Genomic DNA, 25,499 nt, shown 5'->3' with positions numbered 1-25,499 from the left:
GCCAGGCAACCCTCAACGCCTGCCACGCCCGGCACCCTCACCGCTACCGGAACAAACCCACCGCACCAGCCGCCCCGGCCCACGCCGGCATCAACCACAAAACCAACCCGCTGTCACAAACAGCTTGATTCATTCCGACTTTCCGGCGAACTCGCAGGTTTCCGGCGACTAGGCCGGCCAGTGGGCTGACAGTCCCGGGCGCACACCCGGTAGCTGGCGAAATATCCGTGGCCGTCCGGGTGTTGGTCCGGACATGACAACAATCGGAATCATCGGTGCAGGACACATCGGCGGCCAGATCGCCCGCAAGGCCGTGGAACTCGGCTACGACGTCGTGATCAGCAACTCCCGGGGGCCGGAATCCCTGGCGGGGCTCGTTGCGGACCTGGGGCCCAAAGCCCGGGCGGCAACGCCGGCCGAGGCCGCGGCGGCCGGCGACTTCGCCGTCGTGACCGTGCCGCTCAGGAGCCTCGCGGACGTGCCCGTGGAGCCGCTGGCGGGCAAGATCGTCCTCGACACCAACAATTACTACTGGGAACGCGACGGGCATTTCCCGGCCCTGGATGCCGGCGAGGCCACCACCTCCGGCCTGCTGCAGGAGCACCTTCCCCAGTCCAAGGTGGCCAAGGCCTTCAACCACATCTTGTTCTCCCAGATCACCACTGACGGCACCTCGGCCGGCACACCCAACCGCCGGGCCCTGGCCACGGCAAGTGATTTCCCGGAAGCGGCGGAGCTTGTCACGCGGCTCTATGACGAATTCGGATTCGACACCGTCAACATGGGCCCACTGACCGAAAGCTGGCGCGCGGAGCGGGACCGCCCGGCCTACGTGATCCGGCAGAACGCGGCCGAGCTGGCCGAGAACCTGGCCAAGGCCCCGCGGACCATCTGACGGTTCCTCGGGCTTCGGCGCGCGAATTCGCCGGAAGCCTGCGAAGTCGCCGTAAATTTCCGGCGACCGGGCAGCTTTCCGGCGAATTCGCGAAGGGCACGGGCCCCGGAGTAGTGCGTCGGGTCAGGCCTGGACGGCGGGCTCGAGCTTGAGCATCTTGGCGATGACGTAGTCGAGCTCGGAGTCGTCGAAGATCTTCTTCCAGTCGTCCTTGATGATGGTGTCCTTGCCGTACTGGATGGCGATTTCGCAGGCCTCCGAGAACGGGTTGGAGCCGCGCAGGGCGTTGGTCAGGGCGATCTGGACGTGGCCGAACAGCATGGCCTTGGCAGCCTCCTCCGGGACGCCGGCGGTGTGCACGGTCTCGTGCAGGGCTTCCTTGAGCAGGGTGCCGATCATGCAGGCAACGGTCTCGACGAGGGTGGGCTCGAGGATGGCGAGCTGCTTCACGGTGACCCAGTGGACGTCGATCACGGGGGCGTAGATGACCTTGATGGTGGCCTCGGCGGCGGCACGCGCTGCTTCGGTAGCGTCCACGTCGATCGCGGCAACCACGTTCTGCGGGGCGCCCTGGCCGCCGAAGGTGTCGGCCCATTCTTCCTTGGTGGTGCGCTCCAGGAATACCGAGGGGTGGCAGGGGTGCGCCACGGCCTGGACGACGTCCTCGCGCTTGGCCAGCAGGCCGGCGTAGGCCGCGGCCGGGTCAAGGGTGAGCAGGATGGCGCCGGACTTCATCTGCGGGACCACGCCGTGGGACACGACGCCCAGGACGGTGTCCGGGACGGCGAGGATCACGACGTCGGCGTCCTTGATGGCGTCCTCGGTGGTGCTGATCTCCCGGCCCTCGGCGCGGACGCGTTCCTGGCCTGCCGGTGAGTTTTCGCTGTAGTAGACGGTGTGGGCGCTCTTCTGGAGGTTGGCTGAAACACGCAGCCCCATTTTGCCTCCGGCTCCGATGACGGCGACGGTCAATTGTTCTGCTGACATTTCAGTTACTCCTTAGGAAATCGAGGCTTTGCTGGGTCCACTGCTTTTCGAGGCGGATGGTCTCTTCTTCGGAGGCCTGCCACGGCAGCCAGTGCTCGATGATCTGGTTGATATTTCTTTCTTTGGGCTGCAGCTTCCCGGCCATGTAGGCATAGTCCAGGAGGCCTTCGCCGAGGGGAGCGCCGGAGTACGTGAACCCGACCCACCCCTCCTTGCGGCTGAACGCAAAGTCTTTGATGTGCATGTTGAGGACATACGGCGCGACGGCGTCAATCACCTCGCGCGGGGATTCCAGCGCCGCCACGGTGTTCGCGGGATCGCTGCAGATGCCCAGGTACGGGCTGCCCACCCGGGCGATGACGTCCAGGACGCGGGAGGTGGGGACCTGTTCGTAGGTTTCCACGGCGATCTTCACGCCGGCGGCCTCGAACTCGGGCAGGACCTCGGTGAAGGCGGCCACGGCCTGGTCCGCGTCCGGGGTGTGGCCCGGGACGTTGAACATGGTCCGCAGCAGCGGTGCACTCAGGACCCCGGCGATGTGCAGGAACTTCCGGAGATGGTCCGGCCGGATGCCCTTGGTGCCGAGCTCCAGGGCGATGCCCAGCGAGTCGGCCGTGGCCCGGACGGAGGCCAGGTCGGCGTCGGTCATGGCCTCCAGCGGGGCGTAGTCGCAGATCTGGAAGAGGTCCACGCCCAGGGCCGCGGTCTCGGCCAGCGCTTCGTGGAGGTCAAGCGGCGCGGAGACCCGGTCCGAGAGCTGCCAGAAGAAGGCGTAACTGCTCAGGCCGATTTTTGAACCCTGGCCAATTCTTGAACCCGGGCCAATTCTTGAACCAGATCCGATGCGGGGGTCTTGGCCGGTCGTGGCGCTCATGCTGCCGCCGTTCCGGACAGGAGTCCCAGGCGTGCGGCGGTTTCGTCCAGGATGGTCCTGAGCGCCTGCGGGTCGTGGGCGAAGCGGCCCAGGAACAGCCCGGCGACGGCGGGATCGAGCCGGCCGATCAGGCCCGGCCCGGCGCTTCCGCCGTAAATGACCCGACTGTCGGCCTGGCCGGGCAGTGCGCGCAAGTGCGCGTCCAGTCCGGCGATGACGGCGCTGATGTACTCCGGGGTGGCCGGTTCCGGGGCCCCGATGGCCCACTGCGGTTCGTAGGCCACGATGGTCCGGGCAGCCGGTCCGAGGGACCGTGCCCGGTTGAGCGCGGCGTCGATGTCCGCGGTGCAGTGCCGGATGGCTTCCTCCACCGAGCCGGGCTGCAGCTCCCCGACGCAGAGCACCGGGGTGAGCCGGTTGCGGTAGGCGGCGGCGGTCTTGAGCCCGATGGTCCGGTCATCCTCGCCGAAGATCCGGCGGCGCTCGGCGTGGCCCACTTCGGCGTAGCGTCCGCCGAGCTCGGACACGGTCCGGCCCGAAACCTCGCCGGTGTAGGCGCCCTCGTCCTCCCAGAAGATGTCCTGCGCGCCGGCGCCCGCCCCGGCCACGCCGAGGATCCGGGCTGCCTCCGGCAGTGCCGGCAGCGCGGGCAGGACAAACAGTTCAATCTCGCCGCTCTGCACGGCGGGGTGTGTCAGGGCGATCGCGGCGACCTCGCGGCAGTAGTCCAGCGTGCGCTGGTAGCCGAAGTACATTTTCAGGCTGACGCCGATGATGGCACCGGGCTGCGCTGTGGCCCCGGGCTGCGTTGTGGCCCCGGCGCGGCCAGCGGCTGTTCCGCCTGCGGCGGAGTTAGCAGGAAGTGACACCCTCGTAGTCCTTAATCAGTGTGACTTTCTCGGCCGAGGCCGAGGTTTCGTCGAACGTGTAGGTCAGCCACTCGCGGGCCAGCCGGCGGGCCAGTTCCAGACCGACGACGCGCTGGCCGAACGTGAGGACCTGGGCGTTGTTGCTCAGGACGGAGCGTTCCACCGAGAAGCTGTCGTGCGCAGTGACGGCGCGGACCCCGGGGACCTTGTTGGCGGCGATGGCCACGCCGAGGCCCGTGCCGCAGACCAGCAGGGCGCGGTCCGCCTCGCCGGCGGCGATGAGTTCGGCGGCCGCGATGGCCACGGAGGGGTAAGGGGTGTGGCTGGTGGCGTCGACGCCGACATCGCGGACGGACTCGACCAGCCCGTTGGCTTCAAGGTCCGCCTTCAGGGCTTCCTTGTATTCGAATCCGGCGTCATCGCATCCGATAACCAGGCGCAGTTTGGCGCTCATGCGTTCTCCTTGACTGTTTTTCCCTCGACTGATTTTTCGACTGTTTTTTCGAGAAGAGTGTTATGGATTGCCCGGACGATCAGTGCCATGGACACCGCGCCCGCGTCCGGGGTGCCGAGGCTCTTCTCGGCGTGCGGGCGGGCCCGGCCCATGAGGGGCAGGAGCTGCGCGGTGTCTTCCGCGGCCTGCTGCGCAACGGTGGCGGCGGCTCCCCAGGCCTGTGTGAGGGACTGCCCGGCGTCCACGCGGCCGGCGAGGGTGTCGCGGAACGGGACCAGGACGTCCACGAGGGTCTTGTCGCCAGGCGCGGCCTTGCCGAAGTCCATGATGGCGGCCGCGGCGCCGGCGACTCCGGCGGCGACAGCGCCGGCGTCGGGGGCGTTGGTGTTTCCGAGCGCATCCCCGACGGCCCGCAAGGCCATGCCCCAGAGGGCGCCGGAGGTGCCGCCGGCTTTGTCTGCCCAGGCGTCGCCGGCGAGGTGGAGGGTGGTGGCTGCCCCGGCTCCGCGGGCGACGGCGGCTGCCGCGGCGTCGACGGCGGCGCGGACGCCGCGTTCCATGCCGATGCCGTGGTCACCGTCGCCGGCCACCGCGTCGATCCGACCGAGCTCCTCGGCGTTGGCGTCCACCACGTTCTTCGCGGCGCCGAGCGCAGCCAGGACCCGTATGGCGCTGGCGCGGGATTCGTCGGTAGCCTCCGGGATGGACGCTTCGATCTCGGACGGGTCGGTGAAGTCGGCGGGCTCGAGGGCGGCCGCGGTGACGGCGCCGCGGCGGAAGGCCGGGGCGTCGGCGGGCGCGTGCCAGAGGGTCTCGAGTTCCTCGTCGAGCCAGAACAGCGTGAGGGAGGTGCCGGCCATGTCGAAGCTCGTGACGAGTTCGCCCACCTGTGGGTCGACTGCGTCCAGGCCGGCTTCGGCCAGCAGCTGGGCGACGCGGCGGTAGACCACGAAGAGTTCCTCGTATTTGACGCTGCCCAGGCCGTTGAGGATGGGAACCACGCGCGGCCGGGCAGCAGCGCCGTCGGCGGCCACCTCGGACAGGTTTCCGGGGATTTCGGTGAGGAGCTTGGCGACCAGCAGCTCGGCGAGTCCGTCCGCCGTCGGGATGCCCGTCTCGCCGATGCCGGGCTCGCCGTGGATGCCCATGCCGACGGCCATCCGGCCCTCGGGGACGGAAAACAGCGGGTGGTCCGCACCCGGCAGCGTGCAGCCGGTGAACGCGACGCCGAAGGAACGGGTGCGGTGGTTGGCGCGCTCGGCGATCTCGAGGGTCTGGTCCAGGCTGTAGCCGGCCTCGGCAGCGGCGGCGGCCACCTTGAAGACGGTGAGGTCGCCGGCGATCCCGCGGCGCTTGGCCCGCTCGGTGAGCGGGGCGGAGGAGACGTCGTCGGTGACGGCGATGCTGCGGCAGTCGATGCCTTCGGCGCGGAGCCGGGCCTGCGCCTGGTTGAAGTGCAGGACATCGCCGGCGTAGTTGCCGTAGCCCAGGAGGACGCCGCCGCCGTTGTCGGCGGCCTTCGCAACGTTGTAGATCTGCTGCGCGGACGGGGAGGCAAAGAGGTTGCCCATTGCGGCGCCGTGGGCGAGGCCCTGGCCGACTAGTCCTGCAAAGGCGGGGTAGTGGCCGGAGCCGCCGCCGATCACGAGCGCCACGGTGCTGGGGGTGCTGCGCGTGTTGCGGACTACCCCGCCGGAGACGCGCCTGACCCAGCGGCTGTGGGAGGCGACGAAGCCTTCGATCATTTCGTCAGCGAAGGCTGCGGGGTCATTGAACAGGCGGGTCATGGGGGTACTCCTGGAAGAGGGAATGCTGCTTGGTGGGTGCCCGCCGCGGCCGGGTGGCACGCGGCGGGCACCGGTTTGGTGGGAGCGGGGCTGCGTCCGTTAGCGGGCGGCGGCTGACTCCGCGGCCTCGGGCTCCCCTGCTGTGGCTGAGAGGTCCGTGTTCGTCGCGTTGGCAGTGCCCCTGCGGGCAAGCACCACCATGAGGATGGCCGAAAGGATCATGAAGCCACCCACCACGAACATGGGCACGTTGTAGCTGCCGGTCCAGTCCTTGAGCCAGCCGGTGACGTAGCCGGCGCTGAATCCTGCGAGGTTGCCCACGGTGTTGATCAGGGCGATCCCGGCGGCGGCCGCGGCTCCGGTGAGGAACTGGGTGGGGACCGTCCAGAAGTTCGGCAGGGCTGCGAAGATGGACATCGCCGTGAGGGTGATGACCGCGATCGTGGCTGCCGGCGATCCCGCGAAGAGGGCCAGCGGAATGCTCAGGCCGCCGATGAGGGCCGGGACTGCGATGTGCCAGGTCTTCACACCGCGCTTGGTGGCGTCCTTGGACCAGAAGTACAGGGCAAAGGCTGCCGGCAGGTACGGGATGGCCGTGATCAGGCCCTTCTGGAAGATGTCGAACTTGGTGCCGTACAGGCCCTCGAAGCCGGAGATGATGGTCGGCAGGAAGAATCCGAGCGCATACAGGCCGTAGATGAAGCCGAAGTAGATCAGGGCGAGCATCCAGACGCGGCCGTTGCCGAAGACCGTGCGGACACTGACGTGCTTGTTGCCCGCGGCGGTTGCGTTCTTTTCCTGCTCCAGCGCTCCGGTCAGCCAGGTCTTCTCTTCGGCGGTCAGCCACTTGGCCTTGGCCGGGGAATCCGCGAGGTAGAACCATGCGGCGACGCCGATCAGGATGGCGGGGATGGCGACACCGAAGTACATGACGCGCCAGCCTTCGAGGCCGAAGAGGCCATGCTGCTGGATCAGGAGGGCGGCCAGCGGGGCTCCGATGACAGTGGTCAGCGGCTGGGCCAGGTAGAACAGGGCGAGGATCTTGCTGCGGTGCCGCGACGGGACCCACAGGCTGAGGAAGAGGATGGCGCCGGGGAAGAATCCGGCCTCGGCTACGCCCAGGATGAAGCGCAGGACGTAGAGCTGCTCCACGTTGCCCACCCAGGTGAAGAGCAGGGAGACAATGCCCCAGCTGACCATGATGCGGGCCAGCCAGCGGCGGGCGCCGAATTTGTGCAGGGCGAGGTTGCTGGGGACTTCCAGCAGGATGTAGCCAATGAAGAAGACGCCGGAGGCGAAGCCGAACTGGGCCGCCGAGAGGGCGAGGTCGGTATTCATGCCGTTGGGGCCGGCGAAGGAGATGGCCGTGCGGTCCAGATAGTTGATGAAGAACATGAGGGCGACAAACGGCACGAGCCGCACTGCCACCTTCTTGATTGCAGATCTTTCGACCACTGATTGCGTGGTGTCCACATTGACTCCTAGATGTTGATGTCCCGGCCGCCTCCTGCGCTGGAAGCATGGGGATTGGTCTCATCGCGTAGTTCTGGAGAGCTGGCCAGGCCCAACTAAGCGTGTGATAAAAACCATACGGCGTCCATCCCAAATTGGTCAACCGGTTGACATGTTTATTTCACAGACGGAAGTCTGCATGGCGCGGCTGGTCCGGGTTGTTACGCTTTGAAGGTGTCCGTAAATTCCGCCGCTTCAACGGCCAAAATAAGTGCCGCACTCGGTTCCATGGAGCAAGGCTCGGTTGTCTCCGAGGTCGCGGAACGCCTGCTTGGGTACTTCACGAGCGGCGAGATCGCCGTCGGGACCCGCCTGCCGGCCGAGCGCCAGCTCGCCGCCTCGCTGGGGGTCGGACGCTCGGCGGTCCGTGAAGCCCTCGCGGCGTTGGAGATCCTGGGGATTGTCATTGTCCGGCCGGGTTCCGGAACCTACCTTCGCGACGGCATCTCCGAGCTCCTCCCCCGCACGCTGAGCTGGGGCCTCATGCTGGGCGCCCCGCGCACACGCGAACTCGTGGAGCTGCGCAGCGGACTCGAGGTTCAGGCCTGCCAGCTCGCCGCCCAGCGCATTACCGACGACGCCCTGGACCGGATGGGCGAAAATCTGGCCACCATGGAGCTCAACCTCGGGGACCTGGCAACGTTCGTGGAGGCCGACGCCGCCTTCCACCGCGAAATAGCCGCCGCGTCCGGCAACCAGGTGCTGCAGGAACTGCTGCAGAGCATCCGGTCGCTGCTGCGCATCTGGGTGGACCGCGCCCTGACGGATGAGGGGCACGCAGCGGCGGCCCTGGCCGAGCACCGAGAAATCTTCCGCGCGCTCGAATCGCGGGACGAGGCCGCCGTGACGGGGGCCATGCGCTCCCACATGGACACGGCCTCGCCGGAACGTTCCGGCGAGCCCGCAGGTTTCCGGCGACTTCRGCCGGGCAGTGGGTTGGAAGGCAGTGGGTTAGAGGGCAGGGGTGGAGCGGTGGGAGGTAGGGCTGGGCCGGCCCTAGGAACCGGCCGCCACGGGTGACAGCGCGATGGCGGCCAGTTCGACCGGGGCAGGCCGCGGTGCCGTGCTGGCGATCCGGACCGGCGAGCCCGTGTGGGCCGACTCCAGCACGGACTCCATCACTTCCAGGGCGTGGAAGGCCAGGACTCCCCCTGCCCGCGGCTCCTGGCCGGCAGGGGTGCGGATAAGGTCCGCGACGCCGAAGCCGCGCCCCGAATCCTCATAGCCGGCGGAGACCGGAAGGCTCTGCCAGTCCTCGGCGCCGAGGGCGAAGAGCTGCACGTCGCCGTCGAAGTGGTTGGGATCCGGGACCACGAGGGAGCCGTGCTCGCCGTGGATTTCGATGTTGGGGCTCTTGGTCTTCACGGCGTCGAAGCTCATCACCAGCGTGGACAAGGCGCCCGAGGCATGGACCAGGACGCCGGTGACGTGGGTGTCGATCGCCACGGGCACGCTCTGGCCAGCGCGTGCGCCCGAGCCGATGGTCCGCTCGTCGCGGGTGTGGCTGGCGGCACCGATCACCGAGACCACGGGTCCGAGCAGGGTGACCAGGGCCGAGACGTAGTACGGTCCCATGTCCAGCAGCGGTCCGCCGCCGGGCTGGTAATAGAAGTCCGGGTTCGGGTGCCAGCGCTCATGCCCGGGCGTAACCATGGTGGCGGTCGCGGAGATGGGCCGGCCGATCAGTCCGTCGTCGATCGCCTTCCGGGCGGTCTGGATCCCGGTGCCGAGCACGGTGTCCGGGGCGCAGCCGACCACGACGCCGGCTGCCCGCGCAGCGTCGAGCACCTGGCGGGCCTCCGCGGTGGTTGCCGCCAGCGGCTTCTCGCCGTAGACGGATTTGCCGGCGGCAATCGCACGAAGGGCGATCTCGGCGTGCGCCGCGGGGATGGTCAGGTTCAGTACGAGTTCGACGTCGTCGGCGGCCAGGAGCGCGTCGACCGTGAGCGCCCGGACGCCGTCGTACGAGTCGGCAACTGCCTGCGCCCGGGCCGGGTCAAGGTCCGCGACGGCGACGAGGTTGATGAGGTCATTGTCCTGAAGTCGGCGGAAGTTCACCAGGTACTGGGCGATGATGGCTCCACAGCCGATGATTCCAACGTTTGTTGGCTGGTCTGTGTCTATTGGCTGGTCTGTGTTGATTGGCTGGTTCAGGTCTATCGGCTTGCCCACAGCAGGCCCCTTTCGATGATGGTGCGGACATTGCTGTCCTGGAGGATTTCGACGCGGTGTCCCGGGGTGCAGACGAAAATCCTGCCCTTGCCCCACTGCCGGGTCCAGATGGCGGGCGAGGTGACTTCCCGGTGCCAAGGGTCCCATTCGCGGACCTTCTGGGTGGTGGTGGCCAGGACGTCGATGTAGTCGTCGGCGAGGACCCAGTACTGTTCGGTGACGAGGTCGAAGTCGCCGAGGCCGGCCGTGATCGGATGCCCGGCCGCGGCCGGGAGCATGTTGACCGTGTACGGGACGTAGTTGTCGGGCTGCCCGCCCGTGCGCTCATCCGGGTGTTTGCCCGGGTGGCAGGCAAACTGGCCGCCGATCAGGTGCAGGTAGTCCGAGGTGTTGCGGTAGGAATCCGCGATGCCGCCGTGCCAGCCGGCCAGGCCCGTGCCGTTTTCGACGGCGGCGCGCAGCCCCTCGAACTCATCCTTTTCGATGGTGGACATGGTCATGCACTGCATGATCAGGTCCACGTCGGCCATGTAGTCGGCATCGGCGTAGATCTTGGGCGATTCCTCCACCCGGACCTCGTAGCCGTTGGCTTTCAGGTACGGGATGAATTCCTCGGTGGCCTCAACGGGCTGGTGCCCGTCCCAGCCGCCGCGCACAACGAGCGCGGTTTTCTGATGGTTTGTCATGGGGTTCCTCTGTTGTTGGTTTGTTGTGGCCGTGGCCGGTTCAGCGGGCGGCGAAGGCGGCATCGAATGCGGCCGCGGGCGGTGTGATGGTGGCAAGTTCCTTGACCAGGACGAGGGCCTGCGGTGCGCCGACCAGGCGGTCCATGCCGGCGTCCTCCCATTCGACGCTGGTGGGTCCCTGATATCCGATCGCGTTCAGGGTCCGGAATATCGGTTCCCAGTTGACGTCGCCGTGGCCGGCAGTGACGAAGTCCCATCCGCGGCGGGGGTCGGCCCACGGCAGGTGGGAGCCGAGCCGGCCGTTGCGGCCGTTGAGCTGGCGGACGGATTCCTTGATGTGGACGTGGAAGATCTTCTCGGCGAAGTCCTGCAGGAACATCACGGGGTCCAGGTCCTGCCACACGAAGTGGGACGGGTCGAAGTTCAGGCCGAAGCTCTCCCGGTGGCCGATGGCTTCCAAGGTGCGCTTGGCGGTCCAGTAGTCGTAGGCGATTTCGGACGGGTGGACCTCGAGGGCGAAACGGACCCCTTCCTCCTCGAAGACGTCGAGGATCGGGTTCCAGCGGTCGGCGAAGTCCTGGTAGCCGCGTTCGATCATGGCGTCCGAGGCGGGCGGGAACATGGCAACGCATTTCCAGATCGAGGATCCGGTGAACCCGGTGACCGTCTGCACGCCCAGCCTGGCGGCCGCGCGGGCCGTGGTCTTCATGGCCTCGGCGGCGCGGGCACGGACCCCTTCGGCGTCGCCGTCGCCCCACACGCCGGCGGGAAGAATGCCCTCGTGGCGCTCGTCGATCGGGTCGTCGCAGACGGCCTGTCCGGTGAGGTGGTTGGCGATCGCGTGCACCTTGAGCTGGTGCTTGTCCAGGATGTCCAGCCGGCCCTGGAGGTAGGCGTCGTCCTCGACGGCGCGCTGGGGGTCCAGGTGGTCGCCCCAGCAGGCGATCTCCAGGCCGTCGAAACCCCACTCGCCGGCGAGCCGCGCCACCTCTTCGAAGGGCAGGTCGGCCCACTGGCCGGTGAAGAGGGTGATGGGTCGTGTCATGGTCTTTCCTCTCAGAGGGTGTGCCAGTGGCTGTTGTTGCCGGCGCTGGTTTCGATGGCGGCGAGGACTTTTTGGACCTGGAGGGCGTCGGCGAAGGAGGGTGACGGTGGCCGGTTGTCGGCGATGGCGTGGATGAGGTCGACCGCCTGGTGGGTGAAGACATGTTCATAGCCCAGGCCGTGGCCGGTGGGCCACCAGTTCCCGGCGTAGGGGTGTTCGGGTTCGGTGACGAGGATCTTGCGGAACCCGGCGTCGGGGCCGTCGGCGGCGTCGTAGACGGACAAGGCGTTCATGTCCTCGAAGTCAAAGGCCAGGGAGCCCAAAGTGCCGTTCAGTTCCAGGCGCATGGCGTTCTTCCTGCCCAGGGCAAAGCGGGTGGCTTCAAAGATGCCGATCGGGCCGGAGGCGGCACCGTCGTCGGGCGTTCCTTCAAAACGGGCGGTGAAGAGGGCGGCGTCGTCCACGGTGACCGGCCCGCGCTCTGCGTCGGCGGCGCCGTGCCCGCCCAGGCCCACCAGGTCCCYGGCCAGGGGGCGTTCGGTGACGAAGGTTTCCATCAGCGCCGAGACTCCGGTGATGTTCCGTCCGGTGATCCACTGGGCGGCGTCGATGCTGTGCGCCCCGATGTCCCCGAGCGCACCGGACCCGGACTTGGTCTTGTCCAGCCGCCAGCTCAGGGGCGCGTCGGCGTCGCTTAGCCAGTCCTGCAGGTACTGGGCCCGCACGTGCCGGATCTGCCCGAGCCGGCCTTCGGCCACCATCCTCCTGGCCAGGGCCAAAGCCGGGGTGCGGCGGTAGCTGAACCCGCACATGGAGTACACGCCCCGGCCCGCCGCCGCTTCCGCGGCCGCGGTCATCCGCTCGGCCTCGGCCACGGAATTCGCCAGCGGTTTCTCGCACAGGACGTGCTTGCCGGCCTCGAGCGCGGCGATCGCGATCTCGGCGTGCGTGTTGCCGGGAGTGCAGATGTCGATCAGGTCGATGTCGTCCCGCTCGATCAGCGCCCGCCAGTCGGTCTCCACGGAGTCCCAGCCGTACTTGGCCGCCGCCGCCCGCACGCCCGCCGAATTCCGGCCGGCAACGGCCGCCAGCTCGGGAGCGAGCGGGAGGTCGAAGAACCGCGGCGCGGTCCGCCAGGCGTGGGAGTGCGCGGCGCCCATGAAGGCGTAGCCCACCATCCCCACCCGCAAGGGTTTCGGTTCAAACACAACAAGTCCTCTCTATTTGCTGAAGCCGGCCGTGAGGCCACTGAGCAGCTGACGCCGGGCGATCACGTAGACCACCAGCAGCGGCAGAGTAGCGAGCACGACGGCGGCCAGCACCGCCGGGATGTTGACGCTGAACTCGCCCTGGAAGGTCCACAGTGACAGCGGCAGCACGCGGGTTTCGGGGCTCTGGGTCAGGATCAGCGGGAACAGGAAGCCGTTCCAGACTCCGAGCGCGTTGTAGATCCCTACGGTCACCACAGCGGGCCGGGTCATGGGCAGCGCCAGGCGCCACATCATGGCCCAGTCGGAGCAGCCATCCAGCCGCATTGATTCGAAGAGTTCGTTGGGCACGTCCCGCATGAAGTTGGACAGGATCAGCACGGAGATCGGGATGGCGAAGGCAATGGAGGGCAGGATCAGGGCCAGCAGGGTGTCGTACATGTGGGCACGGGTGATCATCCAGTAGATGGGGATGATGGTCGCGTGCAGCGGGATGGCCAGGCCCAGCAGGAACAGGTTGTTGGTCCAGCTGAGGAACCTGCTCTTGCCGCGGACAATCGCGTAGGCGGCCATGAAGGAAACCAGGAGTGCCGGCACCACGCTGCCCACCGTGACGATGAGGCTGTTGGCAAAATACCTGGCGAAGTCGTTCTCCACCACCAGTTTGTAGTTGTCCAGGGTGGGCTCAGACGGCGGCATCATCGGGTTGGTCGTGAAGAACCCGGCCTGGTTTTTCAGGCTTGTCACCACCACGTAGTAGACGGGGACGATGATGATGGCCAGCCAGAGCCAGCCGCCGAGGCCGCCAAGGAAGTTCGGGCGGGTCCGTCCCGGTCCCTTGGTCCGCGGGCGGGGCCTGACGGCAGGGCGGGCGGGGGCCGAGGGCGGGACGGGGATCTGGGTAATGGAAGCCATCAGGCACCTTCCAATTGACTTGCGTTGCGGTTCTTGCCGCCCAGCCGCTGCAGCAGCAGGGCGAGAGCCAGGCCGATCGCGACGAGGATGACGCCGAGGGCACTGGCGGCGCCCATGTCATTGGCTTTGAACCCGGTGAGGTACATGTGCAGCGGGAGCAGCCGCGTGGCGTAGCCGGGACCGCCGCCGGTGAGGACGAAGACGAGGTCAAAGTACGCCAGGGAGCCGACCACCATAAGGGTGGAGGAGGTGATGATGGTGTACTTCAGCTGGGGCAGCGTGATGTTGAAGAACTGCTGGACCCGTCCGGCGCCGTCGATCTGCGCGGCCTCATACAGCGACGCGGGGATCTGGCGCACGCCGCCTTGGTAGATCAGCGTGTGGAACGGGACGAACTGCCAGGCGATGACGAAGACGACGACGAACAGCACCAGGTCCGAATTACCCAGCCAGTCCTGGGCCAGGATCGGCAGGCCGAGCCCTGCGCCCAGGCCGAAGTTGGGGTCCAGCAGGGCCTTGAACGCGATGGCGACGGCGGCCGAGGACAACAGCAGCGGCACAAAGTACAGGACTGCCAACGCGGCGCGGTACTTCTGGCCCGCGGCGGTGAAGACCCCCAGGAGCAGGCTGATCGGGGCCTGGATGATGAAGGAGAAGAACATGATCTTCGCCGTCACCAGCAGCGCGTTGCCGGTGACGGGGTCGGTCAGGACGGTTGTCCAGCTAGAGAGCCCCTCCAGCTTGATCTCGCCCAGGCCGTCCCACGAAGTGAAGCTCAGGAACAAGACGCCGAGCAGCGGAATGATGGCGAAGAGCAGGAAGAAGGCAAGGGCTGGCGCGGCCAGCCACCCCGACGGGCCCGCTTGAAGGGCCCGCCGGGAGGAACCGGATGTGGTGGACACTGGATTACTTTCCGATCGTCGCGTTCATCGTGGCGACGAACTGCTCAGGGGTGATCTTCTTCAGGAAGATCTGGTCCAGGTTGGCCAGCATGGCGTCACCCTGCGCCGGGCTCAGAGCCTGGTCCCAGGAGAGTGTGAAGCTCGGGGCGTTCTTGGCCATGCCGTAGACGTAGGTCAGGAAGTCCTTGTCCGGGGATGCGGCGAGCTTGCTTTCGATGCCCTTGACCACGGGCACGGCGCCGGAGTCGATGAGGGCCTGGATGTTGCTGTCAGAGAACATGCCGGACTTCACGTAGTCGAGGGCGGCCTTCTTCTGGCCGTCGGTGGCCTTGGAGGAGACGGACCAGAAGTTGGAGGGGTTGCCCACCACGTTGGTGGGATCTCCCTTGCCGCCGGAGACCGTGGGGAACGTGGTGTAACCGAGCTTGCCGCTCTTGACGAAGTCGGCCGCGTCCTTCTTCATGCCCTGGTAGATCCAGCCGCCCTGCAGGATCATGGCCGCCTTGCCGGTGTACAGCAGTGCCTGGTCGGCGTTGCTGTCCGCTGCGATGGAGGAGAAACCGTTGGCGAAGCCGCCGGCGTCCACGAGCTGCTGGATCTTGGTCAGCGCCTCGGTGACTGCGGGGTCGGACCAGGCGTCCGGTTTGTTGGCTGCGATGTTGGCGAAGACCTCCGGGCCGCCGATGCGTTCCACGAGGTATTCAAGCCACATCAGGTCCGGCCACCTGGACTGGCCGCCGAGTGAGAACGGTGCGATGCCGGCTTCCTTGAACTTCGGCACCAGCGCCATCAGTTCATCCCAGGTCTTGGGGGCCTGGGCACCCACCTTGTCGAAAACGTCCTTGTTGAAGTAGAGCACCACAGGCTGCACATTGTTGTTGGGCAAGGCGTAGGTCTTGCCGTCGATGACGCCGTTCTTGAGCACCGCCGGGAGGTAGCGGTCCTTGACCTCGGGGTTGTCCGCCAGGAACCCGGAGAGGTCATCCACCTGTGCGGCATCCACGTAGGACTTCAGCACGCCGCCGCCCCAGCCGTAGATGAAGGTGGGGCCCTGGCCGGCACCGACGGCGGTCCGCACCTTGGTCTTGTAGGCGTCGTTCGCGAAGAAATCCAGCTTGATGGACGAGCCCGGGTGGGCGGAGTTCCAGTCCGTGACGGACTGCTGCAGGACGGGCTGATTGCCGCCCGTCAGCCCCCACATTGTGGCCGAATCGGCGCTGGCGGCAGTTCCCGCCGGTCCGCTGGAGCCGCAGGCGGCAAGGCTGATCGAAACTGCGGCGGCCGAGAGGGCCATTGCGGCACTGCGAAACGTACGATTTTTCATCTGGGATTCCATTCGTCCTCCGGGGTCTGCGCTGATGGCCCGGTTGTGGGAGTGGCAGCTCTGCCCTCCTGGGAAGGCTGCGCTGCCGCTTGCTGGGGGTGAAGCTAAGCTTCGAAAAGTTTCGTAAAAGTTTGCGACTTCTGAAACTAAAGTAGTGGTGACAACAGTCACAGTCAAGGGCGAATTTGGAAACCTTGGTTCATGTGCACCAAATAGGCTTGACGCACCAGACAAACAAGACGAGACTTCTTCCTGTCGAAATATTTCGAAAGTACAGGAGTCATCGTGTCAATAGTCCAGGGTTCCGGCAGGCCAACGCTGGCGGCGGTCGCCCGGGAGGCCGGCGTTTCCTCACCCACGGTCTCCAAGGTCATCAACGGGCGGGAGGACGTTGCCGAGAGCACGCGCACCAAGGTCCTGGCGGCACTTGAACAGCTGGGCTACCAGTCCACGCACCAGCGCAAACATGCCGAGGGTCGGACCGGGATCGTTGAAGTGGTTTTCGACTCGCTGTACTCCGCGTATTCCGTCGAGGTCCTGAACGGAGTGCTGGAGCAGGCCGCGTCCATTGACGTCCAGGTCCTGGTCGATGTGACCGGGCACCCGGCGGCCATGACGCTCAGTCCGGAGCGGCGGGCCCAGCGCATCCTGGATGAAGGCCGGCTCGGTTTGATTGTGGTGACGTCCGGCTTCAGTACGGCCCAGTTGAGCGCCTTCCGCCGGCGCCACATCCCGGTGGTGGTGATTGATCCGCTCAACCCGCCGCCGTCGGAGGTTGTCAGCGTGGGGGCCACCAACTGGGCGGGCGGCAAGGAAGCCACGGAGCACCTGCTGGGCCTCGGCCACCGGCGGATCGCCTACGTTGGCGGACCGGAATCGGCCGAATGCAACCAGGCCCGCCTCCATGGCTACATGGCGGCGCTCATGGCCGACGGAGTCCAGGTCCGGCCCGACTACGTCATGCTGGACAAATTCCGTCCCGAACACGGAATCCGCTCGCTCAAGGCGCTCTTGGCCCTCCCCGAGCCCCCCACCGCCATCTTCGCGGGGAGTGACAGCATTGGCCTCGGCGTCCTGGCCGAAGCCCGGCGGCACGGGCTGCGGATCCCCGAAGACCTGAGCGTGGTGGGCTTCGACGGCACGTACCAGGCGGAGCAGTCCATCCCCGCCCTGACTACCGTGACGCAGCCGCTGCAGGAGATGGGCCGCGCCGCACTGCGCGCCGTCCTCCGGCTGGCCAACAACGAGGAGCTTGACTCGCGGCGGGTCGAACTCGCCACCCACCTGGTGGTCCGGGAGTCGACGGCCGCTCCCGCCGCCGGGAACCCGGAGCCGGGCACGCCGCCGCACTAGTACTCGCGGCACGCACTGCCGCCCGCCTGAGCCGCGAGCCGGTCTGTGGCCCCTGGCGAGTCGGACGGGTACGTGATGCCGGCCTGCCGCCGGACTTCATCGAGCAGCGACATGGCCGTCAGCGTGTCGTCCAGCGGCATGGTGGGGCTCTCCGTCAGTCCGAGTTGAAGGCAGCGGATCACCTCGCGCAGCTGGTAGATGTACCCGTGTCCCGCATGCACAAAGGTCTCCACCCGGGTCTCCCCCGAGCCGAAGGTCAGGGCCAGTTCCGTCGGGTTGAACAGCGGCGCGTTGCACCGCAGCATGCCGTTCGTGCCGGACACCGTGGCTGTCTGCGTCGACACGGTGGTCAGCGACACGAGGAACTGGGCGAAGGCCCCCGAGGAATAGGAGAGGGTAACAGCGGTTTCGGCATCCACGCCGTCGCCATTGACGTGGGCCGCGGCCGTCAGGGACTGGGGCGCCCCCAACGCGATGAGTGCCCAGGTCAGCGGATAGACGCCGACGTCCAGCAGCGCGCCGCCCCCTGCCGCCCGCTGCCACAGCCGGGCCCCCGGGTAGCGGGGCGCGGGGAAGCCAAGATCCGCCTGGACCGACCGGACCTCACCCAGTTCACCGGAGGCGATGATTTCCGCCGCCCGCTGCATGCTGGGAAGGAACCGGGTCCAGACGGCCTCCATCAGGAACAGCCCTTTGCGTCGGGCCAGCCCGGCCAGGACCGCTGCGTCCCGCGCGTTGAGGGTGATCGGCTTCTCGCACAGCACGTGCTTGCCGGCCTCGAGCGCCGCCTTGGCCACGGAGAAGTGGCTGGCGTGCGGCGTAGCGATGTACACGATGTCGACGTCGGGATCCTGGATCAGCTGCACGTACCCCGGAAGGCCGCCGTCGTCGTCTGCGTAGGCTCGGCGGAAGCCGTGCCGGGCGGCGAACTCCTCCGCGCCGGCACGGGACCTTGAACTGACGGCGTGCAGGACGGCATCCGGCAACAGGGCGAGATCGCTGGTGACAATGGACGCGATCCTGCCGGTGGCAACCACGCCCCAGCGGACGGGATTGCCCGAGGCGCGGAGCGGATCCCGGTGGCTGGAGGCAAGCAGCGGCGTGCCGGCCAGCAGCGGCTCAGTTGCCGGGGTCAATGTGGCCGCACGCCCTCAGGTAGTTCTGCCGGATGGCCGGGTGGAAGTCCGGGGCCGGCACGGCATCCACGGCGACCGGCCACTCCGGACGGCTGCCGTGGTGGGCCCACGCGGCCTGGACAGCGGCGCCCCGGGCGACGTACTCCCCCGGGCTGGGGACCACAACGGGCAGGTCGAAGACCTGGGCGGCGATGGCCTGCACCGCCGGGTTCTGCACGGCGCCGCCGATCAACAGGAGGCGTGTTGCGGCGCCGCCTTGCGCCCGCAGGGAATCCAGCCCGCCGGACAGGCCGCTCAGCATGCCTTCAATCGCTGCCCGGGCAAGGTTGCTCCGCGTGCTGGAGGCAATGCTGAGCCCGTGGAAGCTGGCCTTGGCGTGGGGCAGGTTGGGCGTGCGCTCACCTTCGAAGTACGGCACCAGCACGACGCCCCCGGCGCCGGGTTCGGCGTCCAGGGCAAGGCGCGAAAGTTCGTCGAAGTCCACGCCCAGGATGCCGGCCACGGAGCTGAGCACCCGTGCGGCGTTGAGCGTGACGGCGATGGGCAGGTACTCGCCGCTGGCGTCCGCGAATCCCGCCACCGTTCCGCTGGGATCGGCGACGGCGCGGGACGCCACCGAGAACACCGTGCCGCTGGTGCCCACGGACACCACCACGTCCCCCGGCTGCGCCCCGAGTCCCAGGGCGGCGGCGGCATTGTCCCCGGCGCCGGCGCCGAGCAGGATCCGGTGCCCTGACGCTGCCGTGCCGGATCCCTCAGCGCCGGACAGTTCCGCCGTTCCGGGCCGGTCCGCCGCTTCGCGTCCGAAGCAGCCGGGGTGGATCGCTCCGGCGGAGTCGCCGGGGCCAAGAACCCGGGGCAGGACTACGGTTCCCGGTTCCCCCGGCCCGGCGTTGCCGGCGGCTTCCCTGGCGTCCCGGCCGAAGGCCAGCTTGAACAGGTCAAGGTCGTACTCCCCGGCCGAGGGGCTCCAGTAGCCTGTTCCGCTGGCATCCGAGCGGTCCGTCGTGAGCTGTTCCAGGTCCGGGCCCAGCGGGCTGGAGGCTGCCGGGCCGTAGCCGCGGAGCCGCCAGGTCAGCCAGTCATGGGGCAGTGCGACGGCCGCCACCCGGTCCGCGAAGTCGGGTTCGTGGTCCCGGACCCAGCGGACCTTCGTGATGGTGAAGGAGGCCACCGGGACCAGCCCGGTCCTTCGGGCAAAGTCCTCCGCCCCCACTTCGTCGGTAAGCGCGGCCGCGGCCCCCGCCGATCGCGTGTCGTTCCACAGCAGCGCCGGCCGCAGCACCTCTCCGGCGTGGTCCAGCAGCACCATGCCGTGCTGCTGGCCCCCCACGGAGAGCGCGCTGACGTCCGCCAGCCCGCCGGCGTCGTCGAACGCTGCGGACAAAGCCCGCCACCAGTGTTCGGGGTGCACTTCGGTGCCGTCCGGGTGGGCGGCACGGCCTTCGCGGACCAGCGCGCCCGTGCCGGCGTCCAGCACCACCACCTTGCAGCTTTGGGTGGAGGAGTCGACGCCGGCAACGAGTGTCATGGGAGCGTCCGTCACGGGATCAGCGGGCGCCGAGCAGGTGCTCGATGAAGAGCTGCTGCAGCTTCACGAAGCCGAAGCCCTTGCCGCCGAAGTAGGCATCGGCGTCGAAGTCCTCGTAGGAAGCGCGGTCGGCGCGCAGCTGCTCGTAGCCCTCGCCCGGGTTCAGCGTGGGTTCGTTGATTTCGGCCACACGCGAGGCCTGCAGCGCCGCCTGGACCTCGGGGTCGGCGCGGAAGGCCTTGGCGCGCTCCTTGAGCAGCAGGTAGGTCTGCATGTTGGCGGCGGCGGAGTCCCACACGCCGTCGATGTCCTCGGTGCGGCTGGGCTTGTAGTCGAAGTGGCGCGGGCCGGTGTAAGCCGGACCGCCGTCGGGACCGCCGTTTTCCAGCAGGTCCACCAGGGAGAACGCGTTCTGCAGGTCGCCATGGCCGAACACCAGGTCCTGGTCGAACTTGATGCTGCGCTGGCCGTTGAGGTCTATGTGGAACAGCTTGCCCTGGTAGAGCGCCTGGGCGATCCCGTGCGTGAAGTTCAGGCCGGCCATCTGCTCGTGCCCGGTTTCGGGGTTGACGCCCACCAGTTCGGGGCGCTCGAGCGTTTCGATGAAGGCCAGGGCGTGGCCCAGGGTGGGCAGCAGAATGTCGCCGCGGGGTTCGTTGGGCTTGGGCTCGATGGCGAACCGGATGTTGTAGCCCTTGTCCGTGACGTAGTCGCCCAGCAGGTTCACGGCTTCGCGGTAGCGTTCCAGGGCGCCGCGGATGTCCTTCGCGGCGTCGTACTCGCTGCCCTCGCGGCCGCCCCACATGACGAAGGTTTCGGCGCCGAGCTCGGCGGCGAGGTCGATGTTGTCCAGCACCTTGCGCAGGGCGAAGCGCCGGACGCCGCGGTCATTGCTGGTGAAGCCGCCGTCCTTGAAGACCGGGTGACTGAACAGGTTGGTGGTGACCATCGGCACGATCATTCCGGTGGCCTTCAGCGCGCCCRTCAGCCGGTCGATTTCGCGCTGGCGGTCGGAGGCGGAGCAGCCGAAGGGAAAGAGGTCGTTGTCGTGGAAGGTGATGCCGTAGGCGCCGAGGTCGCTGAGCCGGTTGACGGCTTCGACCGTGTCCAGCGGCGGGCGGGTGGCGGAGCCGAACTGGTCTTGGGCCTCCCAGCCGACCGTCCAGAGGCCGAAGGAAAACTTGTCATCGCGGGTGGGCTGAATCGTCATTGACTTCTCCGAGGGGTAGATGTGTTGCCGGGGGTTCAGAATGAATTGTTCTACACACAAACATATTATGAATTTCTGTGGTGTCAACCACACGCTGATGAAAACTTCCACAAACCGGCCCGCCCCACTGCGACTATTCACAGCGGATTTCCGTAGCATTATGCGGAAACGGCTGTTATGTTGTGAACAACAGCAAATAGTGCCGCCGATGAGGCACGAACAGGGATGCACATAGCCAAAGGGGCCCGGAGTGAAGGATTCAACCGTGATCGACCAGCTGGTGACCGAGCGCAACTGGGCAGGAAACTACGGCTACCAGGCGGCGAAAATGTCCCATCCGGCCAGCGTCGCCGAGCTGCAGGAAGTCGTGGCCGGCGCCGGAAAGGTCCGCGCGCTGGGGTCCCGCCACTCGTTCAATGACATCGCGGACACCTCCGGGACCCTGGTGGTGCTGGACAGGCTCGACGCCGGCATCAGCATCGATGCCCAGGCCATGACCGTCAGCGTCAGCGGCGGCACGCGCTACGGGACGCTCGCGGCGGAGCTCCAGCGCCACGGCTTCGCCCTGCACAATCTCGCCTCCCTGCCGCACATCTCGGTGGCGGGAGCCGTTGCCACCGCCACACATGGTTCCGGCGACGGCAACGGGAACCTCGCCACGGCCGTGGCGGCGCTCGAGCTGGTTACTGCCGACGGCACGGTGGTCTCGGCCCGCCGCGGCGATCCCGACTTCGCCGGCATGGTGGTGGGACTGGGCGCCCTGGGCATTGTCAGCCGGCTTACCCTGGACATTGAGCCGAGTTTCGAGATTGCCCAGAGCGTCTTTGAAGGCCTCGACTGGGACCAGGTCCTGGAGAGTTTCGACACCCTGACCTCTTCGGCCTACAGCGTGAGCCTGTTCACCGACTGGAGCGGGCCGGCGGTGGGCCAGGCGTGGCTCAAGAACCGTACGGACCGGGCCGTGCTGCCCGCCGGGTTGCCGGAATTCTTCTGCGGTACGCCGGCCACCCAGGCCCGTCACCCGCTGCCCGGCGTGTCCGGAAGCAACTGCACCCAGCAACTCGGTATCCCCGGACCGTGGGCCGACAGGCTCGCGCATTTCCGGATGGAGTTCACGCCCAGCAAGGGCGACGAGCTGCAGAGCGAATACCTGATCCCGCGCGAGCACGCCGTGGAGGCCCTCCGCACGATGCGCAAGCTCTCCGACGTGGTCACTCCCCTGCTGCTGGTCGGGGAAATCCGGACCATCGCGGCGGACGAGCTGTGGCTCAGCCCCAACTACGGCCGGGACGGGATCGGCCTGCACTTCACCTGGCGCCAGGACGAACCGGCGGTCAGGGCAATCCTGCCGCTCCTCGAAGCGGAACTGGCCCCGTTCGACGCCAGGCCGCACTGGGGCAAACTGTTCCACGCCGGCGCCGCCGGGCTCGCCCCGCTGTATCCCCGCTTTGCCGAGTTCACCGCGCTGGCCGGCCGCCTGGATCCGGACGGAAAATTCCGCAACGCCTTCCTGGACCGCACGGTGTTCGGCCGCTGATAGTGTCACGATGATGCCTCCACGTACCCCCGTTTCCGCCGCTGCCAGCGAGCCGGACCCGTCGCGCCGCAATAATTTGTCGCTGCTGACCTCCCTTGTCCATCACCACGGCGTCCTCAGCCGCGCCCAGCTGACGCGGCAGACGGGGCTGAACCGCTCGACTGTCGGCACGCTGATCGGCCAGCTCGTGGCCCTGGGCCTGGTCTATGAAACGGCGCCGGCCGGTGAGGGGCAGGTGGGCCGGCCCAGTCCGGAGGTCCATCCCAGCCCGTCGGTTGCGGCGCTGGCCGTCAATCCGGAAATCGACGCCGTCACCATCGGCCTGGTCAGCCTCGGCGGGAAAGTGCAAAAGAAGATCCGCTTCCCAACCGAACGGATCCCCAGCGCCCGGGAAGCGGTGAACATCGCCTCGGCTGTGATCGCCGGGATGCGCTCCGAATTGGATGCCTCCTACCGGATCACCGGCATCGGCATGGCCGTGCCCGGGCTGGTTAACCGCGACGACGGCGTCGTGCGGCATGCACCGCATCTGGGCTGGCGCAATGAACCGGTCGCCCGGATGCTGGGTGAGGCCACGGGTTACCCGTGCCAGGCCGCCAACGACGCCTCCCTGGGCGCCGAGGCCGAGATGATTTTCGGGGCCGGCGCCGGGCAGGGGAACCTGATCTACCTCAACGGCGGCGCCAGCGGCATTGGCGGCGGGATCATCTCCGACGGGCAACTGCTCAGGGGCGCGTCCGGCTACGCCGGGGAACTCGGCCACACCTTTGTCCGCTCCGGAGGCACCACGTGCCACTGCGGCGCCACGGGCTGCCTGGAAACCGAAGTGTCCCAGTCCCGGCTCCGCGAACTGGCCGGCTTGGGCAGCGGCGACGCCGCCGACCTCGAAGAGGCGCTGGCCAGCAGCAACACCGCCAGGGTGGACGACGAAGTGGCGCGCCAGCTTCTGTATCTGGGCATCGCGCTCCGCAATGCCGTGAACATTTTCAACCCGGAGGCCATCGTCCTGGGCGGTTTCCTGGGGACGCTGCATGCGCTCGCCCCGACGTCGTTGAACCAAGCGCTGCTCTCCCAGGCCCTGGACGGCCCCGCGGGCCAGGTCAAGATCTACCGGGCGGCGCTCGGTTCGAATCTGATGATGATCGGAGCCGCGGAGCTGGCCTTCGCACAATTCCTTGCCGATCCCGCGGGCATCGGAACCGCCACCGCGCCATCACCCGGACACGCACCCGCGTCACAGACAGGCTGACCATGCAGAACCAAGCAGTGCAGAAGCAGGTCATCTCGCCCATGGGCGAGCACTACGAACTTCTGGCAGCGCTGGGCGGCCGCCGCCAACGAGCGGTCGTGACGGAAATCGCCGCGAGCCTGCGCGCCCTGGAGGTCGACGGCGTCGCCCTCCTGCAGGATTACCCTGCCGCGTCCGCACCGCCGTCGTGCGCGGGCTGGGTCCTGGTGCCGTGGCCCAACCGCGTGGCGGGCGGAAAGTGGACCCACGACGGCGCCCCGCAGCAGTTGGCGATCACGGAACCGGCCAACGGCAACGCCCTGCACGGTCTGCTGTCCGGTGCCGCGTACAGCGTCGCGGGCCGGACGGCGGACAGCATCACGCTGGCCGCCGATGTCACCCCCGCACCGGGCTACCCTTTTGAACTCGGGACAACGGTCCGCTACCAGCTCACCGTAGACGGGCTCCTCGTCACGCACGGCCTGACCAATACGGGCAGCCGGTCCGCCCCGGTCGCCGTCGGTGCCCATCCCTTCCTCAAGCTGGGCACCGTCCCGACCGAAGACCTGAAACTGTTCATCAATGCCGACACGCACATCGAAGTCGACGAACGGCTGAACCCGACCGGCGCCACCACAGCCGTCGGCGGGACCCGGCATGACTTCCGGGCAGGGCAACGCGTCGGCGCCGTCGACCTCGATGACGCGTGGGGCGACGTCCGCCGGGAACCGGATGGCAGCTCGCGGCACTATCTCGAAGCCCCGGACGGCCGCCAGGTGCAGCTGTTCATGGATGCGTCCTTTGGCTATGTGCAGTCCTTCACCACCCGGATCTTCCCCGGCGACAGCGGCGGCCTCGTCACTGCCGTCGCCGTGGAACCGATGACGGCTCCGGCCAATGCCCTCAACAGCGGCGAGGGGCTGCGCTGGCTGGGCCCCGGCGAGACGTGGCACCTCAGCTGGGGTATCCGCTACCAGCAGTCCTAAGCCCGGATCCGGAGGCCCCGGTTCGCACCCCCGCCGAACCATGCGCTGGCCAGAAGCCACAGGGTCCACACAAGGATCAGGACAATCCCGGCAAGTGTCGGGATGGTGTTGGCCGGGGAGAAGCCTTCGGCACCGATGATCCAGCCCTGGGCAAGGTACGCCAGTCCGGAGAGCGCCATGAGGTAGCCGATCAGCCGGGCGACGCGTCGCGCCCCGACAACCACGGTGCCGGTCAGGAGCAGGGCCGCGCCCAGCACGAAGCTCTGGTAGCTGCGCATGCCCCACTCCAGCCAGCGGATGCCCTCGGCGGTCGCGAACCGGGCGGTTTTCTCCGGTTCCGCGGCGGCGGCCCAGGCGTCTACGGCGTGCTTGAGGGCAACCCCGTCCACGGCTTGGAGCGCTGCATACAGGGCCAGCGCGACGACGGCCGCCACGGCGCCGAAGCGGGCCGTCCAGGCCATGGCGCCGTCCGGCGCTTTCAGGACCACCAGCAGGACCAGCAGCCCTGAGATGAGCAGCGTCATGCCGGCGAACTGGCCCAGGTGGACGGCGGTCCAGATGCCGCTGCGGGCGTATTCGGCGAACGTCGCCGCGTGGTCGTTGGCATTGGCCGTGTCGGCATGGAGCAGCCCGGCGACGACGGACACCGCGAAGCCGGCAAACGCCAGCGTGGCCGCGAGGCGCAGCGGCCCGCGCGACGGCGGCAGGCGCCCTGGTTCGTCCGACGCCGCCGGCCGCGGGCTCGGACTGTCTGCTGTGCCAAACTTTTCCGTGGGAATCGCCTGCTTCGTGCTGGCGTGCAGGGCGCGATGCGTGCGCCTATGCGCAGGCTACGCCGGTCGTGCCCGCGAAGCCATGGTCTGCCGCCCCGTGCCCTGAGCCTCGAGC

The 25,499-nt window shown here is 67.9% G+C and carries 22 protein-coding genes and 1 pseudogene; 6 read left to right on the top strand and 17 right to left on the bottom strand.

The features are described 5' to 3' along the window. Positions 1-220 precede the first annotated feature (220 nt). Positions 221-895 (top strand): annotated as a pseudogene (locus AB4089_RS21605) (NADPH-dependent F420 reductase); the annotation flags it as partial. 123 nt (positions 896-1,018) lie between these two features. On the opposite strand, the gene AB4089_RS21600 reads toward AB4089_RS21605, so the two are convergent. The 6 genes from AB4089_RS21600 to AB4089_RS21575 all read right to left on the bottom strand — a co-directional run bounded on the left by AB4089_RS21600 (position 1,019) and on the right by AB4089_RS21575 (position 7,339). Beyond that, the gene (locus tag AB4089_RS21600; RefSeq protein ID WP_441411320.1) at positions 1,019-1,882 is read right to left on the bottom strand and encodes a phosphogluconate dehydrogenase C-terminal domain-containing protein; all 864 of its coding nucleotides are present in this window, start codon (positions 1,880-1,882) and stop codon (positions 1,019-1,021) included. Position 1,883: 1 nt separating this feature from the next. Beyond that, the gene (locus tag AB4089_RS21595) at positions 1,884-2,756 is read right to left on the bottom strand and encodes a TIM barrel protein (RefSeq protein WP_441411319.1); all 873 of its coding nucleotides are present in this window, start codon (positions 2,754-2,756) and stop codon (positions 1,884-1,886) included. After that, on the bottom strand, positions 2,753-3,625 hold the full coding sequence (locus tag AB4089_RS21590) for a triose-phosphate isomerase family protein (protein WP_441411318.1): 873 nt from the start codon (positions 3,623-3,625) through the stop codon (positions 2,753-2,755). The genes AB4089_RS21595 and AB4089_RS21590 overlap by 4 nt, the downstream gene beginning before the upstream one ends. Continuing rightward, positions 3,609-4,079 carry a ribose-5-phosphate isomerase gene (locus tag AB4089_RS21585; RefSeq protein WP_441411317.1) on the bottom strand — a complete coding sequence of 157 codons (471 nt, stop codon included), beginning with the start codon at positions 4,077-4,079 and terminating at the stop codon, positions 3,609-3,611. The genes AB4089_RS21590 and AB4089_RS21585 overlap by 17 nt, the downstream gene beginning before the upstream one ends. Then, entirely contained in the window at positions 4,076-5,866 is a 1,791-nt protein-coding gene (locus tag AB4089_RS21580) for a dihydroxyacetone kinase family protein (protein ID WP_441411316.1), read from the bottom strand. The genes AB4089_RS21585 and AB4089_RS21580 overlap by 4 nt, the downstream gene beginning before the upstream one ends. 99 nt (positions 5,867-5,965) lie before the next feature. Beyond that, a complete protein-coding gene (locus tag AB4089_RS21575) occupies positions 5,966-7,339 on the bottom strand; it encodes an MFS transporter (protein WP_441411315.1) in 1,374 nt (457 codons plus the stop codon). 213 nt (positions 7,340-7,552) lie between these two features. Between AB4089_RS21575 and AB4089_RS21570 the strand changes: the two genes are divergently transcribed. After that, on the top strand, positions 7,553-8,398 hold the full coding sequence (locus AB4089_RS21570; protein ID WP_441411314.1) for a FadR/GntR family transcriptional regulator: 846 nt from the start codon (positions 7,553-7,555) through the stop codon (positions 8,396-8,398). Here the strand turns inward: AB4089_RS21570 and AB4089_RS21565 are convergent. The 7 genes from AB4089_RS21565 to AB4089_RS21535 are packed head-to-tail and all read right to left on the bottom strand — an operon-like array spanning position 8,375 to position 15,630. Further along, the gene (locus AB4089_RS21565; protein ID WP_441411324.1) at positions 8,375-9,502 is read right to left on the bottom strand and encodes a Gfo/Idh/MocA family protein; all 1,128 of its coding nucleotides are present in this window, start codon (positions 9,500-9,502) and stop codon (positions 8,375-8,377) included. The two genes, AB4089_RS21570 and AB4089_RS21565, sit on opposite strands and share 24 nt — an antisense overlap. 32 nt (positions 9,503-9,534) lie before the next feature. Beyond that, the gene (locus tag AB4089_RS21560; RefSeq protein ID WP_441411313.1) at positions 9,535-10,236 is read right to left on the bottom strand and encodes a ThuA domain-containing protein; all 702 of its coding nucleotides are present in this window, start codon (positions 10,234-10,236) and stop codon (positions 9,535-9,537) included. Positions 10,237-10,276: 40 nt separating this feature from the next. Continuing rightward, positions 10,277-11,281, bottom strand: coding sequence for a sugar phosphate isomerase/epimerase family protein (locus AB4089_RS21555; RefSeq protein ID WP_441411312.1), 1,005 nt, complete (start codon positions 11,279-11,281; stop codon positions 10,277-10,279). Positions 11,282-11,292: 11 nt separating this feature from the next. Next, positions 11,293-12,489 carry a Gfo/Idh/MocA family protein gene (locus AB4089_RS21550; RefSeq protein ID WP_441411311.1) on the bottom strand — a complete coding sequence of 399 codons (1,197 nt, stop codon included), beginning with the start codon at positions 12,487-12,489 and terminating at the stop codon, positions 11,293-11,295. 12 nt (positions 12,490-12,501) lie between these two features. Then, the gene (locus AB4089_RS21545) at positions 12,502-13,404 is read right to left on the bottom strand and encodes a carbohydrate ABC transporter permease (RefSeq protein WP_441411310.1); all 903 of its coding nucleotides are present in this window, start codon (positions 13,402-13,404) and stop codon (positions 12,502-12,504) included. Then, positions 13,404-14,306, bottom strand: coding sequence for a carbohydrate ABC transporter permease (locus AB4089_RS21540; RefSeq protein WP_441411309.1), 903 nt, complete (start codon positions 14,304-14,306; stop codon positions 13,404-13,406). The genes AB4089_RS21545 and AB4089_RS21540 overlap by 1 nt, the downstream gene beginning before the upstream one ends. A 4-nt stretch (positions 14,307-14,310) precedes the next feature. Further along, entirely contained in the window at positions 14,311-15,630 is a 1,320-nt protein-coding gene (locus tag AB4089_RS21535; RefSeq protein WP_441411308.1) for an extracellular solute-binding protein, read from the bottom strand. 282 nt (positions 15,631-15,912) lie between these two features. Between AB4089_RS21535 and AB4089_RS21530 the strand changes: the two genes are divergently transcribed. Then, entirely contained in the window at positions 15,913-16,983 is a 1,071-nt protein-coding gene (locus AB4089_RS21530) for a LacI family DNA-binding transcriptional regulator (RefSeq protein WP_441411323.1), read from the top strand. Here AB4089_RS21530 and AB4089_RS21525 read toward each other — a convergent pair. Genes AB4089_RS21525 through xylA form a run of 3 tightly spaced genes read right to left on the bottom strand, consistent with a single transcriptional unit; the run spans position 16,980 to position 20,860 of the window. Further along, the gene (locus tag AB4089_RS21525; RefSeq protein ID WP_441411307.1) at positions 16,980-18,119 is read right to left on the bottom strand and encodes a Gfo/Idh/MocA family protein; all 1,140 of its coding nucleotides are present in this window, start codon (positions 18,117-18,119) and stop codon (positions 16,980-16,982) included. The two genes, AB4089_RS21530 and AB4089_RS21525, sit on opposite strands and share 4 nt — an antisense overlap. Next, positions 18,103-19,650, bottom strand: coding sequence for a xylulokinase (locus tag AB4089_RS21520; RefSeq protein ID WP_441411306.1), 1,548 nt, complete (start codon positions 19,648-19,650; stop codon positions 18,103-18,105). Before AB4089_RS21520 ends, AB4089_RS21525 begins: the two co-directional genes overlap by 17 nt. Positions 19,651-19,669: 19 nt before the next feature. Then, a complete protein-coding gene (gene xylA / locus AB4089_RS21515; RefSeq protein WP_441411305.1) occupies positions 19,670-20,860 on the bottom strand; it encodes a xylose isomerase in 1,191 nt (396 codons plus the stop codon). A 280-nt stretch (positions 20,861-21,140) separates the two neighbouring features. Here xylA and AB4089_RS21510 point away from each other — a divergent pair, with 280 nt between their 5' ends. Genes AB4089_RS21510 through AB4089_RS21500 form a run of 3 tightly spaced genes read left to right on the top strand, consistent with a single transcriptional unit; the run spans position 21,141 to position 24,611 of the window. Next, positions 21,141-22,397: an FAD-binding protein gene (locus AB4089_RS21510; protein WP_441411322.1), complete on the top strand. Its 1,257-nt coding sequence runs from the start codon at positions 21,141-21,143 to the stop codon at positions 22,395-22,397. A 10-nt stretch (positions 22,398-22,407) separates the two neighbouring features. Then, the gene (locus AB4089_RS21505; RefSeq protein WP_441411304.1) at positions 22,408-23,646 is read left to right on the top strand and encodes an ROK family transcriptional regulator; all 1,239 of its coding nucleotides are present in this window, start codon (positions 22,408-22,410) and stop codon (positions 23,644-23,646) included. A gap of 2 nt (positions 23,647-23,648) precedes the next feature. Further along, positions 23,649-24,611 carry an aldose 1-epimerase family protein gene (locus AB4089_RS21500; protein WP_441411303.1) on the top strand — a complete coding sequence of 321 codons (963 nt, stop codon included), beginning with the start codon at positions 23,649-23,651 and terminating at the stop codon, positions 24,609-24,611. Here the strand turns inward: AB4089_RS21500 and AB4089_RS21495 are convergent. Then, positions 24,608-25,279, bottom strand: a complete 672-nt coding sequence (locus AB4089_RS21495; RefSeq protein WP_441411321.1) for a DUF4386 family protein — start codon at positions 25,277-25,279, stop codon at positions 24,608-24,610. The two genes, AB4089_RS21500 and AB4089_RS21495, sit on opposite strands and share 4 nt — an antisense overlap. Between the last annotated feature and the right edge of the window lie 220 nt (positions 25,280-25,499).

Source organism: Arthrobacter sp. 2MCAF15 (genome assembly GCF_052115605.1).
Lineage (GTDB): Bacteria > Actinomycetota > Actinomycetes > Actinomycetales > Micrococcaceae > Arthrobacter.
This window is presented reverse-complemented; position numbering and strand designations above follow the sequence as displayed.

Bases quoted from the DNA above. Each gene is read 5' to 3' on its own strand.
- AB4089_RS21555 (WP_441411312.1), bottom strand. From the start codon at position 11,281: ATGACACGACCCATCACCCTCTTCACCGGCCAGTGGGCCGACCTGCCC.
- AB4089_RS21600 (WP_441411320.1), bottom strand. From the start codon at position 1,882: ATGTCAGCAGAACAATTGACCGTCGCCGTCATCGGAGCCGGAGGCAAA.
- AB4089_RS21580 (WP_441411316.1), bottom strand. From the start codon at position 5,866: ATGACCCGCCTGTTCAATGACCCCGCAGCCTTCGCTGACGAAATGATC.
- AB4089_RS21535 (WP_441411308.1), bottom strand. From the start codon at position 15,630: ATGAAAAATCGTACGTTTCGCAGTGCCGCAATGGCCCTCTCGGCCGCC.
- AB4089_RS21520 (WP_441411306.1), bottom strand. From the start codon at position 19,650: ATGACACTCGTTGCCGGCGTCGACTCCTCCACCCAAAGCTGCAAGGTG.
- AB4089_RS21595 (WP_441411319.1), bottom strand. From the start codon at position 2,756: ATGAGCGCCACGACCGGCCAAGACCCCCGCATCGGATCTGGTTCAAGA.
- AB4089_RS21505 (WP_441411304.1), top strand. From the start codon at position 22,408: ATGATGCCTCCACGTACCCCCGTTTCCGCCGCTGCCAGCGAGCCGGAC.
- AB4089_RS21545 (WP_441411310.1), bottom strand. From the start codon at position 13,404: ATGGCTTCCATTACCCAGATCCCCGTCCCGCCCTCGGCCCCCGCCCGC.
- AB4089_RS21560 (WP_441411313.1), bottom strand. From the start codon at position 10,236: ATGACAAACCATCAGAAAACCGCGCTCGTTGTGCGCGGCGGCTGGGAC.
- AB4089_RS21500 (WP_441411303.1), top strand. From the start codon at position 23,649: ATGCAGAACCAAGCAGTGCAGAAGCAGGTCATCTCGCCCATGGGCGAG.
- AB4089_RS21585 (WP_441411317.1), bottom strand. From the start codon at position 4,079: ATGAGCGCCAAACTGCGCCTGGTTATCGGATGCGATGACGCCGGATTC.